The sequence below is a fragment of the Rossellomorea sp. ABR4_004 genome, from assembly GCF_056159585.1.
The window spans coordinates 1808803-1821895 of record NZ_JBSWVM010000001.1 but is presented as its reverse complement, the minus strand read 5'-3'; the positions used below and the strand labels follow the sequence as shown (position 1 = coordinate 1821895).

The window sequence follows — 13093 nt, the reverse complement described above, 5'->3', positions numbered from 1 at the left end:
TGATGACCATTACATAGAGTTAGGAGAATGAATATGAGTAAAACACTTATTTTCGGACACAAAAATCCAGATACAGATACGATTACATCTGCACTTGTATATGCTGATTTGAAGACAAAAATTGGGATGGACGTTGAGCCTGTTCGCTTAGGTGACGTGAACGGTGAAACGCAATATGCCCTTGATTACTTTAACGTTGACGCACCACGCTTGGTTGAGAAGGTTGCCGGTGAAACGGATACGGTTATCCTTGTTGACCATAATGAGCGCCAGCAAAGCGCGGTAGACATCGAGGAAGTACGCGTTCTTGAAGTGATCGACCACCACCGCATCGCCAACTTTGAGACGGCAGATCCATTATACTACCGTGCAGAGCCGGTTGGATGTACGGCAACGATCTTAAATAAGATTTACAAGGAAAAAGGAGTAGAGGTAACGAAGGAAATGGCTGGATTGATGCTGTCAGCAATTATTTCGGATTCCCTTTTATTCAAATCTCCAACTTGCACAGATGAAGACGTAGTAGCAGCGAATGAACTGGCTGAAATTGCTGGCGTTGATGCTCAAGTGTACGGTCTGGAAATGTTGAAAGCCGGTGCGAACATGAGCACGAAATCAGTTGCTGAGCTTGTAACCCTTGATGCGAAAGAATTCTCCATGGGTAACGCGAAAGTTGAAGTAGCGCAAATTAACGTTGTGGACACGAATGACGTATTCGGACGCCAGGCAGAAGTGGAAGCTGCGATGGAAACAATGATCAAAGAAAAAGGATTGGATCTTTTCCTACTGGTTGTGACTGACATTCTGGAAAATGACTCAACGGCATTGGCTCTTGGAAGTAAGGCTGCTGAAGTGGAAAAGGCATTTAATGTAACCCTTCAAAACAATACAGCCCTATTAAAAGGCGTTGTATCACGTAAGAAACAAATCGTACCTGTGTTGACGGATGCGATGAAATAATAGGTAACGAAGAGGAAGCAGTTTATGTGACTGCTTCTTTTTCATTTTTATAAAATACAGGAGGTACCTGTCACCATATGAACTTTAGAAAAATACATCACATTGCTATCATCTGCTCTGATTATAATAGATCAAAAAACTTCTATGTCAACAAACTGGGCTTTGAGGTCATACAAGAGGTTTACAGAGAAGAGAGGAATTCTTACAAGCTAGACCTCGCGTTAGATGGGGAATATGTTATCGAGCTATTCTCCTTTCCCGATGCTCCAGCACGTCCAAGTTATCCGGAAGCGCGAGGGTTACGTCATTTAGCATTGGAAGTAGAGGATATTGAAGAGACTGTAAGACTTCTTAAAAAAGAAGGTATTGAAACGGAGGAAATAAGAATAGACCCTTATACTTACAAACGATTTACTTTTTTTGAAGATCCGGATGGACTCCCCTTAGAACTCTATGAAAGCAAGTAGAGGTCCGTCCCTAAAAAAAGAGCACTTCCCATAAAGAGAAGTGCTGTCCAAAGGTATTGTAATTTGTCGTTAAGATCATTAAAACATAAATAGAATAACTATGAATTATGGATGTAGAACGATTCTCCTTGAAAAATGGAGGAGTTCCTTACGAATATCTTCTTTTTCTATATTAATATAAAAATATTAATATTTTTGCTTGTCGCTAAGTGTCTAAAAAAAAGAGCACTTCCCACAAGGAGAAGTGCCATCAAAAGGTATTGTAATTTGTCGTTAAATCTATTAAAACATAGATTTTAAATGCATGTATTGGCGATTTTTAACCTTAAGAGGGAATATAAGCGGATATCCCTAAAAAATTTGCATGTTTCCTGTTAAAATATAAAAATATTAATATTTTCGGGAGGTGGGTTTTTTGGACTATTCTGTCATCGGTAAAAAAATTAAAGAGTTGAGAAAAGTCGTGGGTTTGACTCAGGGTGAACTAGCAGACGGAATTTGTACTCAAGCCCTGATTAGTCGAATTGAAAAAGGGGATATTTATCCGAGCGCTACGTCTCTTTATCAAATTTCCAAGAAACTTGGTGTTGATGTGAATTACTTTTTCGAGATTGGTACGACTCCCCGCCTAGAATATGTAAAAGAAGTTGAACGTCAACTAAAGAAGTTAAGAGTGAAATTGAAATATGATGAAATCATCGAGATTGTTCGAACAGAAGAGAAGAATCCCTTATTTTTAAAAGATGAAACAAATCTTCAGCTTCTCTACTGGCATAGGGGAATATATGTGAATGAGGTCGAGCAAAACAAAGAGGAAGCATTGATCATTTTAGAGAAGGCACTCTCCCTGACCTATAATCAGAAAAAGGCCATGTCTGAGCGTGAAATGAATATTTTCATCAGTATGGGGATACTGGAATTCAGTCGTCATAATTATGATCGGGCAATAGAAATTTATCAAGGTGTAAATGATGCTTTAACATATAACGACCAACTTCACGACAAGTCCATTAAAACGAGGCTCTTATATAATATCGCCAGGGTATTGACGAGGCTCGGAAACTATCAAGAGTCTATCCAGTATTGTGAAGAAGGTATCCGGTGGATTATTCAAGAAGAAACTTTATATGGATTCGCGCAATTAAATTATCATATTGGGTATAACCTGGAGTTGCAAGAGAGGTATCAGGAAGCGCTGCCTTATCTGGATAAAGCAGCGATGCTTTTTGATATACAATACAACCCGAAGTTATCCAATTTCATTAAAGGGAATATAGAAAAAATAAAAGAAAAGATAGATGAAAATGATGAAATTCAGGCTTAATCACTTTTTTACTAAATAGTACTTCTAGGGAGGAAGACTTGTGGATTACTCCATCATTGGTAAAAAGATAAAGGAGCTGCGTCAGGTTGTTGGTATAACTCAAGGAGAATTAGGAGATGGGATATGCACACAGGCACTTATCAGTCGGATTGAAAAGGGAGACATCTATCCCAATGCCACTTCGCTTTATCAAATTTCCAAAAAGCTTGGGGTGGATGTGAATTATTTCTTTGAGATTGGAACAACCCCCCGTCTGGACTATATAAAGGAAGTTGAGCGCCAATTGCGTCACTTAAGAAAAAAACATAGATATAAAGAAATGATTGAATTGGTGAGAGCAGAAGAAAACAATCCACTTTTTAAGGAAAGGGAAAACCTTCAACTCCTTTATTGGCACAAGGGAATCTATATATTTGAGATAGAAAATAATCAGGATGAAGCTTTTCAACTGTTAAATGAAGCCTTTTCTCTTACGGGAGACAGTAAAAAAGCGTATTCGGAAAGGGAAATGGAGATTCTCCTAACCATCGGAGGTTTTTATGTAGGGACAGAGGACTATGTCAAAGCTCTTCAATATTATGATCAAGTTAGGGATGCTATCCATACTACTGGACAACTAAGCGATAAATCAATTAAAACCCGATTGCTTTATAATAAAGCAAGGGCGTTAACAAGATTAGGAAATTACAGTGAGTCGATTGATCATTGCAGGGAAGCAATCAAATGGTGCATAGAAGAGGAACACTTATATGGTTTAGCACAACTACATTATCATATTGGTTATAATTCTGAGCTGGAGGAGAACTACGAACAAGCATTATCGTATATAGAAAAATCCATATTGATGTTTGAGATGCTTGGAAATGATGAGCATAAGACCTTTCTAACTGATAAGAAAGAGCAATTATACGTCAAAACGCTGTCATAATATTTCGGTTTCATACATTCAACATGTCCTTCATAAGCATGATTATAGATGAGGAGTGTTGGATGTATGAGAAGGAAAAGCCCGGTTCCTCTATTTATCGGAGCGGTTGTTACCATTCTGCTTGTTGTGGCTCTATTTATGTTTATTGGAAAAACCCAGGAACCAGATTCACCAGAAGAAGTGATCGAGGAATTTTATAATTTTGAAAAAGACGGTGACTTCGGTAACGCATGGGAGCTGTTCCATTCAGAAATGCAAAATAAGTTCCCAAAATCCTCCTATATCCAAACGAAAAACCATGTATTCATGGGACATATGGGGGTTGATGAGTTTGAGGTGGAGGTCGGCAGTATTGAAAAGGAGAATGAGTTTACGTTTAACGAAGAAGGGCTTCAATTTAAAAATGTCCGAAAAGCGGAAGTGAACTTGTATTTTGATAGTCAGTTTGGTGAACTAATGATCACACAAACCTGTTTTGTAGCAATCGAAGAAGGAGAATGGAGGATACTATGGAACTATAACTTCTAAAGTAAATGAAATTTTTCACTGAATTTGGTTTTATCTAGAATTTTTCGGGTAAAAAGAAACTAATATTTTTACAAAGGAGGGCATTAGCTGTGTCGCTACTCTATTTTAAGGCTCGTGAAGCCTATGAACTGGATGCGAAGGTATCTCAATCCCAAATCACAAGATTGAGAGAGTTTCGCAGAACCAAGCCCGCCCCTGTTGCCAAAAAGAGATAGCGAATGATTCTTTGAAAATGGAAATTAAGCCCCTGCTCAGTCTAAATTCGTTTAGACTGTTTTTTTATGTTTTACATTTACGCATAAAAAAGTCAGGAATCCAATGATTCCTGACTTTTTATTCCAAATCTTCTCCGATGATGCGTACTTCCCGTTCAAGTTCCACATCAAATTTTTCTTTCACTGTTTTTTGAACGTGTTCAATGAGTGAAATATAATCAGAGGCTGTCGCATTGTCTTTATTCACGATGAAACCGGCATGCTTCGTGGAGACTTCAGCGCCGCCAAAGTTCGTTCCTTGAAGCTCACTGTCCTGAATAAGCTTACCTGCAAAATATCCTGGTGGTCGTTTGAAGACACTTCCGCAAGATGGGTATTCTAGTGGCTGCTTGGATTCCCGTTTATCTGTCAGATCATCCATAACGGCCTTGATCTCTTCGTAGTCGCCAGGCTTTAAGCTAAAGGTTGCTTCCAGTACAATATCGCCTTTTTCAGAAATATTGCTGTGACGGTAATCAAGCTCTAATTCTGCGGCTGTACGTTTTACCAGGTTCCCTTCGCGGTCGACGACATGGCAATAATCCAGAACATCTTTAACCTCACCGCCATAAGCTCCGGCATTCATGAATAGAGCACCACCAACGGTACCTGGAATCCCACAGGCGAATTCGAGTCCTGATAACTTTTCAGCTAACGCGCGTCTCGATACATCGATGATTGCTGCACCACTTTGAGCGACGATCAGTTGATCCGTCGTTTTGATGTCTTTAAAGTTTTTCAGATGAAGAACAATTCCACGAATTCCACCATCTTTTACAATCAAATTCGATCCGTTACCTAACAAGGTAAATGGGACATCCACTTCATTTGACAGCTTCACGATATTTTGAACTTCTTCATAAGTGGTTGGCGTTAAGAAGAAATCAGCTCTTCCGCCTAACTTCGTATACAGATGCTCTCGTAACAATTCATCACGTTTGATATTGTCAGAATGCATGACCTTTGATAATTCTTCAAATACTTTTTCCTTATTGTACATTCTATATCAGTCCTATAAAGTAATTTTCGTCTTCTCTAAGTTAAATCCTACCCCACCATTATATGATGAAAACTCATGAAAGTTAAATGGTTTCAGTTGGCAGTTGTGAATCCCCTTCGAATGAACCTCATTAATTGGAAAAGAATGCTTTATTATAGGTCAAAAATATGAAAAAAGAATGTTCCCATCTTAAGAAAAGTAAGATAGGATAGAACTAACAAAATATGTTATAACGTCTATTTAACTATTAAATTATACAATCTAGGGAGGAGGAAGCGAAATGGCGAGATTATATGTAGCCTTAATTGGTTTAAGTCTCATTTGGGGGATGTCGTTCGTTTTTATCAAGTGGCTGGTGGATCCTGTTGGTGTGTGGGGGACGGTATTTTTACGGTGTTTAGCCGGGGCGCTTGTGCTTCTTCCGATCTTTTTCATACAGAGGAGAAAAGGGGAGAGGAAATCGCTCCCTATTTGGAAACTGATCGTTGTTGGGATTGGTAATGCGGCGTTACCATGGACCCTGATCGCTTTAAGTGAAACACAGATTAATAGTAATACAGCCTCCATTTTAAACGCAACGACTCCCATTTGGACGGGGCTTGCAGGATTTTTGTTTTTCTCTGTCATACTCACCGGGTATCAATGGATTGGAATTGTCGTTGGGTTTATGGGGATTCTTGTCCTGATGAATTTCGAGGTGAGCGGGATCTTTACTTCTGATTTTGTAGGGGTGGGGACGATGGTGCTTGCCACCATGAGTTATGCGTTTGCTTCTCAGTTCACCAAAAAGTATCTGGCCGGAACGAGTGTGGTTGTCATTTCTACATTCCAGTTGTTGATAGGGGCAGCGGTAGGTTTTGCGGGGATGATGTTGACCAATCCGATCTCTTTTGGAGACTTATTAACAGGAGAGGTGATCTTGGGGATAGTAGGGTTAGGTTGTTTAGGTTCTGGTGTAGCAACGCTTCTTTATTTCTATATCATGACGAATGGAAGTCCGGAATTTGCTTCGACAGTGACATACTTGATTCCGGGTACCGCGATGATTTGGGGATTCGTTCTTTTGAGGGAGCCTGTCACGCATAACCTGATCTTAGGCTTACTCATTATTTTTGCAGGAGTATTCCTATCGTCAAGAAAATCGAAAAAACTGATCACCTCGCTGCCTGTTGGCACGAGGTAAGACCTTTAAACAAACGTTTGATTAGGACATGGAATCCCTTGTACCATATGGGCTCAGAGTCTTAAACAAACGTTTGTTTCATTTTGTGGAAACGAAACTCCCGAGAAACTAATGCAAACCAATTTGTTTTCATATAAAATGAAAAGGATACATAAGGTAGACTAGACAAGCTCGCAGCACGGGCTATAAAAATAAACAATAAGGATGGTAATTCTATGAAAACGGCAATTGTAACGGATAGTACCGCCTACATCCCGAAAGAATTGCGTGATCAACTGAACATACATATGATTCCTCTCAGCGTCATTTTCGGAGGAGAAACCTATCAAGAAGAAGTTGATATTACGGCAAGTGAATTTTATGAAGAGGTCAGCACCCAGGAAAAGCTTCCAACCACTTCACAACCTCCAGTCGGAAAATTCGTCGAGCTATTCGAAAAGCTTTCAAAGGACTACGATGCCGTCATTTCCATCCACTTATCAAGTGGAATCAGCGGGACGTATCAAGGTGCCGTTCAAGCAGGGGAAATGGTCAAAGGTATTAAAGTATATCCCTATGATTCGGAAATTAGCTGCATGATCCAGGGCTTCTATGCCATTGAAGGGGCCAAACTTGGCCGTGAAGGGAAAACGGCTGAACAAATCGTTGCGTTATTGGATGAAATGAAGCAATCGGTACAGGCATATTTCATGGTAGATGACCTGGCTCACTTGCAGCGCGGAGGCAGGCTATCACAAGCTCAGGCGATCATCGGAAGCCTTTTGCAGGTGAAACCATTGCTTCATTTTGTTGATAAAGTGATTGTTCCGTTTGAAAAAATCCGTACGAAGAAGAAAGCCTTGAAGCGGGTGGAGTCTTTACTTGAAGAAGCTGTGGCTTCCGGAGAAGAGTTTCAAGCTTCGATTATCCATGCGAATCGTGAAGAAGATGCGATTGAGTGGAAGAATGAGCTTCAAGAGAAGTATCCGAATGTGGAGTTTAATGTTAGTATTTTCGGTCCTGTGATCGGTACTCATTTAGGTGAGGGCTCGATGGGAATGGGTTGGGCTCGGAAGATGAGTCGGTAGTTTTTATTGTACCTGGTACAAATTGGGCTTTTTGTACCTGGTACATTTCCCACGATTTGTACCAGGTACAATTTAGTCATCACGTACCAGGTACAATCACGAACTCCCAGGTGCCAGGCACAAAACAACGTTTTTGTGCCTGGTACCTTTTTTATATCAGGCAGGATTTTCACCCCTTTATGTAGAATACATCACTATCCAAAAAAGGAGTGATGTGTTTGCGCTTTGCTTTTGCAGATAATGGATTAATACCAGAACCCCTTATAGAACACGAAACCCCGGTTCTACAAAGGATATCAGAATTCCCTCTCCTTCCACCTCAACCTCTCAACAAGTCATTTCGTTTTTCTCCAGAGCTTCAATCCTTTCTTAGCGGACGTTCATTGCTACTGGACGAGCTCCCATTTTCAATCGACAACCTTCAAGATCACTATGTGAATGGCTTTGTATCCTATCAAAAAGGTGTGGAAAAAAGCTGTTGCCACCGTTGTGGAAATACCAGACCTCATTTATTCGCTACATTTTCCTGTTCCAGATGCCACACCCCTTGCACCTACTGCCGTAACTGCATCATGATGGGCAGGGTATCGGAGTGCACACCGCTTATAGTCTGGAAAGGACCTGCACCAGCGTCAGAAGCGACCCCTACTTTCAAATGGTCCGGCACTCTATCAGAAGCACAAAGGTCAGCTTCTCAACAAATGGTTTTGGCCGTTAAAGAGCGAAAGGACTTGCTCGTTTGGGCGGTGTGCGGGGCTGGAAAGACCGAGGTTCTCTTTGAGGGGATCCATAAAGCTCTTCGGGAGAATAAACGGGTATGCATTGCCGCACCTCGAACGGATGTCATCCTCGAGCTATCTCCACGTATTAAAAAGGTGTTCCCTGATACATCGGTGACAACCCTTTATGGAGGATCGGAGGAACGGAACACCTATGGCCAGCTTGTACTTTCCACCACCCACCAGTTGTACCGATTTCAGGACGCCTTTGATGTCATGATCATTGATGAAGTCGACGCCTTTCCATACTCCTACGATTCTTCCCTGCAATGGGCAGTGGAAAAAGCTCGTGAACCCCGGTCCTCGATTATTTACCTTACCGCTACCCCGGATAAAAAAACACAGAAGCAGTGCGCCAAGGGGAAAAGAAGCTTTATCCAGATCCCGGCCCGTTTTCACCGCCATCCCATTCCTCTCCCAAAGTTTGTATGGTGCGGTCTTTGGAAGAAATCCTTGAAGAAAAATCGAATCCCTCATCCTTTGAAAAAGTGGACAATATCAAAACTCCAACAATCCAAACAAGCCCTCATTTTCTTCCCGACTGTCGAACTTATGGAAAAAGCCCTGCCGTTATTTCAAGAAATGTATCCCCTTATTGAATCCGTCCATGCCGAAGACCCAGACCGAAAAGAGAAGGTGTTGAAAATGAGAAACAAAGAGACTCCGATTCTATTAACCACCACCATTTTAGAGCGGGGTGTGACGATTCCAAATATCGATGTCGCCGTTCTTGGTGCAGAAGAAAAGATTTTTACTGAAAGCGCCCTCGTGCAAATCGCTGGAAGGGTAGGGCGCAGTGCTGACTATCCCAAAGGAGACATTATCTATTTTCATTACGGCCGAACGAGTGAAATGATCAAAGCCCTTCTCCATATCGATCAGATGAATAAAGAAGCCGGGAAAAGAGGATTGCTTCATGATCAATAACTGTTTGAATTGTGGTGAGGAACTGGTTGAGGTGGTGTCCTGGAGAGGCTTGTTTTACAGAGAACCTCAATTTTTGTGTTATACGTGTGATAAACAGTTGGTGAAAATAGAAGGGAAGCGTTGTTTGGGGTGCTCCCGATCATTAGGTGATCTGGATCCACAATTTATTAAGGATGATGGTTGCCTGGACTGTCATCGATGGGAAGTGGGTCCTGAGTGGAAAGGGATTCTACATCAGAATTTTTCATTCTATTTTTATAACGATTTTCTTAAAGAGTATTTGGCAAAGTATAAGTACCGCGGGGACTACGTGTTGGCAAAAGCCTTCTCTCATACTATTAAAACGTATCTTACTAAAGTGGATTACGACCTCATCATTCCCATCCCTCTAAGTGATGAACGGCTCTATGAGAGAGGGTTCAATCAATCTACCGCTCTATTGGAAGAAGCAGAGGTCCGTCCCTCCAATATCCTTACACGCTCGCATTCTGAAAAACAGTCGAAGAAGACACGGAAGGAGCGGCTGAGTAAGGAACAGGTTTTTCAGTTGGTTGAATCCGATCTGAACGGTAAAACGGTTTTGCTTTTTGATGATATTTACACGACGGGAACGACCTTGAGGCAGGCGGCGAAACTCTTGAAAGATGCAGGGGCTGAAAAGGTATCTTCCTTAACTCTTGCCAGGGGTTAAAGCAAACTCCTTTTCTGCCGATATAACGGATAAGAGAAGTTTTATCGGGAGGAAACAATTATGTCAGAAATCATCAATTGTCCACGCTGCAACGCGATTTTTATGAAAAATAAATTCCGTGATGTATGCGATAAATGCTATAAAGAAGAAGAAACGATGTACGAGACTGTCTATCAATTTTTAAAAAAGAGGGATAACCGTGCTGCCACTATGGATCGTGTGATTGAAGTGACGGGCGTAGATGAGGAACTTCTATATAAATGGGTGAAAAAAGGCCGTATCCAGACGCGACAATTCCCGAATATGGGTTATCCTTGTGATAAATGCGGGAAGATTATAGGGACGGGTAGGATTTGTAGTGATTGTTCATCTGAACTTGCTAGTGATTTGAAAAAGTTCGAAACCGAGCAGGAATGGAAGAATAAATCAAAGGAATCCGGTCAGAGAACGTATTACACTATGAGAGATAAGCACTAGAAGGTTAGCACATAAATCAGGAAAAACTAACCAGACTTTAAAACTAAACAAACCGCGGTTTTATCCGATATACTAGGTAGAAACAATGGACGTGATGAAAGTGAGGAGAAAATGATGAAGATTAATAATATCGGAAATCAGAACATCAATCCTTATAAACGCAATCTTAACAAGATGGACCAGGTCGGCAAATCGGAAAAGAACGCATCGGACAAAATTGAAATTTCTTCTGCTGCAAAAGAAATGCAGGAGGTTTCCAAACTCGGCAAAGAGCGCCAGGCAAGAGTGGAAGCTTTAAAAGATCAAGTTGAGAGCGGGAACTATACCATCGACCCGAGAGCCATCGCTAAAGGATTGAAGAATTTCTATAACGGACAATAAAAAAGGGAGCGAACAAACATGTCAGCAACCAATCTAACGACAACTCTTGAAAAACTATATAAGCTGCATAAAAGTTTGTTCGATCTTTCAATGGATAAAACGGACGTCATCAAAAAAGGTGATATGAGTAAACTCGATCGTGTATTGAAGGGTGAACAAAAGCACTTGGCTGCCATCAATACGGTGGAAGCTGAGCGGCAGCGGGAATCCAGTCACTATCTTCAATCACGGGGAGTGCCTTTCAACGAGGCACCAACAATATCTCAGTGCATCGAGCACAGTTCACCCCAAGAACAAGAAACCCTAGCCTATTGGCAGCGAAAACTGATCGACCTCATAGAAGAGTTGAAAGTCCGAAATGAGCTGAATCAAAAGCTTGTCTATCAATCTCTTCAATTCGTGAATATGAATCTATCCATGACGCAACCGCAGCCGGATCAATCAACCTATTCACGGCCAAACGGTGAAAAGAAATCACCGACTGGACGATCCATGTTTGATTCGAAAGCATAGCACTTACTAATTGAAACGGAGGCAACACCATGCGATCCACTTTTATGGGCCTGGAAACGGCAAAACGAGGCATGTACACCCAGCAGGGCGCCCTTTATACAACTGGTCACAATATCTCCAACGCCAATACCCCTGGATATACCCGTCAACGAGTCAATTTTGAACAGACGACACCTTATCCTGCCCCCTCCATGAACCGTCCGCAAATCCCAGGCCAAATCGGAACCGGAGTCGATGCCGGTTCGATTCAACGCGTGCGTGATTCTTTCTTGGACATGCAGTATAGAGGTGAAAACCAAAAGCTTGGCTACTGGGAAACAAAAATGGAAGCCATGAAAAAGATGGAAGAAGTCATGAACGAACCATCGGATTCAGGTTTGTCGAAAACGATGGATATGTTCTGGCAGTCCCTTCAGGATTTAGCGGTTAACCCGTCCAACTCAGGTGCACGGTCAGTCGTTGTCGAAAGAGGAAAAGCCGTTGCTGAAACATTCAACTACTTATCGTCATCCTTAACAAGTGTCAGAGGCGATTTGAAAAATGAACTGTCTGTCAGTGAAAAGCAAATCAATTCCCTGTCGAGACAAATCGATAACATCAATAAGCAAATAGCCGATGTTGAACCACATGGCTATCTCCCGAATGATCTATACGATGAACGAGACCGATTGATCGATGAACTTTCACAGCATGTTTCCATCCAAACGAGCTACCAGTCCAATGGAGGTGCGTCTTCACCTATCGCAGAAGGTGCGGTCACGGTCACATTGGTCGGAAAAGACGGAAACCTGGCCGTCAACCTGGTCGGACAAGGTGGAGTCAATGAATTAAAGCTTACCTATGATGGTCCTCAAAATACAGTGGACACCGTAACGATTGGAAACCAGACACTCGACGTCAAAGACTTCTTATCACAAGGCGAAGGGAAACTGAGAGCCCTTATCGATACATACGGCTTCAAAAATAAAGACGGTGAAGCAGAAGGCTCCTACATCAGCATGCTCGATGAACTGGACAGCATGGCGTATGAATTCGCCAAAGCATTCAATGAACAACATCAAAAAGGCTTCACACCTGAACAAATGAACGATCCAAACTTTGATCCTGACAACGATACTCCGGATACACCGAGGTTCTTCCAGGATGCAAAGAATGCTGCAGCAGAATTGAACGGTGTGCCTAAAGCAGGCTTCGCTCAAAGAATGCAGGTGTCAGGTGAAATGAACAACCTCGATAACATCGCGACAGCGGGTGCAGATAATCCCACACTTGGTGACGCATCAAACGTTTTGGCACTTGCCGACATCATCACAACGACTAAACTGCCTTATGGTGAAAAAGAAGCCTCATTCCAAGGGCACTTTGAATCCGTGATCGGAAAAATGGCCGTTGAATCACAAGAATCCGTCCGACTCGCAACCAACTCCAACGTATTAAGAGGAGCAGTGGACGAACGCCGCATGTCCGTCAGCGGTGTGTCCCTTGACGAAGAAATGACCGACATGATCAAATTCCAGCATGCCTATAACGCTTCTGCCAGAATGATCACACTACAGGACGAAATGCTCGACAAAATCATCAACGGCATGGGTACCGTTGGAAGATAGGTGGGTG

The 13093-nt window shown here is 41.9% G+C and carries 15 protein-coding genes; 14 read left to right on the top strand and 1 reads right to left on the bottom strand.

The window, feature by feature from the left end:
* The first annotated feature begins 33 nt into the window (after positions 1-33).
* The 6 genes from ACXAF2_RS09405 (at position 34) to ACXAF2_RS09380 (ending at position 4422) form a co-directional block, all read left to right on the top strand.
* On the top strand, positions 34-960 hold the full coding sequence (locus ACXAF2_RS09405; protein ID WP_475138310.1) for a manganese-dependent inorganic pyrophosphatase: 927 nt from the start codon (positions 34-36) through the stop codon (positions 958-960).
* 77 nt (positions 961-1037) lie between these two features.
* Positions 1038-1427, top strand: a complete 390-nt coding sequence (gene gloA2 / locus ACXAF2_RS09400; RefSeq protein ID WP_475138309.1) for an SMU1112c/YaeR family gloxylase I-like metalloprotein — start codon at positions 1038-1040, stop codon at positions 1425-1427.
* 415 nt (positions 1428-1842) lie between these two features.
* On the top strand, positions 1843-2751 hold the full coding sequence (locus ACXAF2_RS09395; protein ID WP_475138308.1) for a helix-turn-helix domain-containing protein: 909 nt from the start codon (positions 1843-1845) through the stop codon (positions 2749-2751).
* Between the two features lie 40 nt (positions 2752-2791).
* Positions 2792-3679: a helix-turn-helix domain-containing protein gene (locus ACXAF2_RS09390; protein WP_475138307.1), complete on the top strand. Its 888-nt coding sequence runs from the start codon at positions 2792-2794 to the stop codon at positions 3677-3679.
* 66 nt (positions 3680-3745) lie between these two features.
* Entirely contained in the window at positions 3746-4207 is a 462-nt protein-coding gene (locus tag ACXAF2_RS09385) for a hypothetical protein (protein WP_475138306.1), read from the top strand.
* 89 nt (positions 4208-4296) lie between these two features.
* Positions 4297-4422: a hypothetical protein gene (locus tag ACXAF2_RS09380; RefSeq protein ID WP_258549747.1), complete on the top strand. Its 126-nt coding sequence runs from the start codon at positions 4297-4299 to the stop codon at positions 4420-4422.
* 118 nt (positions 4423-4540) lie between these two features.
* Here ACXAF2_RS09380 and murB read toward each other — a convergent pair whose 3' ends face one another.
* On the bottom strand, positions 4541-5461 hold the full coding sequence (gene murB / locus ACXAF2_RS09375) for a UDP-N-acetylmuramate dehydrogenase (RefSeq protein WP_430314243.1): 921 nt from the start codon (positions 5459-5461) through the stop codon (positions 4541-4543).
* 280 nt (positions 5462-5741) lie between these two features.
* Between murB and ACXAF2_RS09370 the strand changes: the two genes are divergently transcribed.
* From ACXAF2_RS09370 to flgK, 8 genes are all read left to right on the top strand, one after another.
* Positions 5742-6644 carry a DMT family transporter gene (locus ACXAF2_RS09370; RefSeq protein WP_475138305.1) on the top strand — a complete coding sequence of 301 codons (903 nt, stop codon included), beginning with the start codon at positions 5742-5744 and terminating at the stop codon, positions 6642-6644.
* Between the two features lie 215 nt (positions 6645-6859).
* The gene (locus ACXAF2_RS09365) at positions 6860-7711 is read left to right on the top strand and encodes a DegV family protein (RefSeq protein WP_475138304.1); all 852 of its coding nucleotides are present in this window, start codon (positions 6860-6862) and stop codon (positions 7709-7711) included.
* A gap of 212 nt (positions 7712-7923) precedes the next feature.
* The gene (locus ACXAF2_RS09360; protein WP_475138303.1) at positions 7924-9417 is read left to right on the top strand and encodes an ATP-dependent helicase ComFA; all 1494 of its coding nucleotides are present in this window, start codon (positions 7924-7926) and stop codon (positions 9415-9417) included.
* Positions 9407-10108 carry a ComF family protein gene (locus tag ACXAF2_RS09355; protein WP_475138302.1) on the top strand — a complete coding sequence of 234 codons (702 nt, stop codon included), beginning with the start codon at positions 9407-9409 and terminating at the stop codon, positions 10106-10108. Before ACXAF2_RS09360 ends, ACXAF2_RS09355 begins: the two co-directional genes overlap by 11 nt.
* Before the next feature lie 60 nt (positions 10109-10168).
* On the top strand, positions 10169-10585 hold the full coding sequence (locus ACXAF2_RS09350; protein ID WP_475138301.1) for a TIGR03826 family flagellar region protein: 417 nt from the start codon (positions 10169-10171) through the stop codon (positions 10583-10585).
* A 114-nt stretch (positions 10586-10699) separates the two neighbouring features.
* Positions 10700-10966 carry a flagellar biosynthesis anti-sigma factor FlgM gene (gene flgM, locus ACXAF2_RS09345; RefSeq protein WP_475138300.1) on the top strand — a complete coding sequence of 89 codons (267 nt, stop codon included), beginning with the start codon at positions 10700-10702 and terminating at the stop codon, positions 10964-10966.
* 18 nt (positions 10967-10984) lie between these two features.
* Entirely contained in the window at positions 10985-11479 is a 495-nt protein-coding gene (locus ACXAF2_RS09340) for a flagellar protein FlgN (protein WP_475138299.1), read from the top strand.
* A 29-nt stretch (positions 11480-11508) separates the two neighbouring features.
* Positions 11509-13086 carry a flagellar hook-associated protein FlgK gene (flgK, locus tag ACXAF2_RS09335; protein WP_475138298.1) on the top strand — a complete coding sequence of 526 codons (1578 nt, stop codon included), beginning with the start codon at positions 11509-11511 and terminating at the stop codon, positions 13084-13086.
* Positions 13087-13093 lie beyond the last annotated feature (7 nt).

What these genes read in the sequence shown, in the direction of transcription:
- ACXAF2_RS09405 (WP_475138310.1), top strand. Translation starts at nt 34, where the DNA reads ATGAGTAAAACACTTATTTTCGGACACAAAAATCCAGATACAGATACG.
- gloA2 (WP_475138309.1), top strand. Translation starts at nt 1,038, where the DNA reads ATGAACTTTAGAAAAATACATCACATTGCTATCATCTGCTCTGATTAT.
- ACXAF2_RS09385 (WP_475138306.1), top strand. Translation starts at nt 3,746, where the DNA reads ATGAGAAGGAAAAGCCCGGTTCCTCTATTTATCGGAGCGGTTGTTACC.
- murB (WP_430314243.1), bottom strand. Translation starts at nt 5,461, where the DNA reads ATGTACAATAAGGAAAAAGTATTTGAAGAATTATCAAAGGTCATGCAT.
- ACXAF2_RS09370 (WP_475138305.1), top strand. Translation starts at nt 5,742, where the DNA reads ATGGCGAGATTATATGTAGCCTTAATTGGTTTAAGTCTCATTTGGGGG.
- ACXAF2_RS09365 (WP_475138304.1), top strand. Translation starts at nt 6,860, where the DNA reads ATGAAAACGGCAATTGTAACGGATAGTACCGCCTACATCCCGAAAGAA.
- ACXAF2_RS09360 (WP_475138303.1), top strand. Translation starts at nt 7,924, where the DNA reads ATGTGTTTGCGCTTTGCTTTTGCAGATAATGGATTAATACCAGAACCC.
- ACXAF2_RS09355 (WP_475138302.1), top strand. Translation starts at nt 9,407, where the DNA reads ATGATCAATAACTGTTTGAATTGTGGTGAGGAACTGGTTGAGGTGGTG.
- ACXAF2_RS09350 (WP_475138301.1), top strand. Translation starts at nt 10,169, where the DNA reads ATGTCAGAAATCATCAATTGTCCACGCTGCAACGCGATTTTTATGAAA.
- flgM (WP_475138300.1), top strand. Translation starts at nt 10,700, where the DNA reads ATGAAGATTAATAATATCGGAAATCAGAACATCAATCCTTATAAACGC.
- ACXAF2_RS09340 (WP_475138299.1), top strand. Translation starts at nt 10,985, where the DNA reads ATGTCAGCAACCAATCTAACGACAACTCTTGAAAAACTATATAAGCTG.
- flgK (WP_475138298.1), top strand. Translation starts at nt 11,509, where the DNA reads ATGCGATCCACTTTTATGGGCCTGGAAACGGCAAAACGAGGCATGTAC.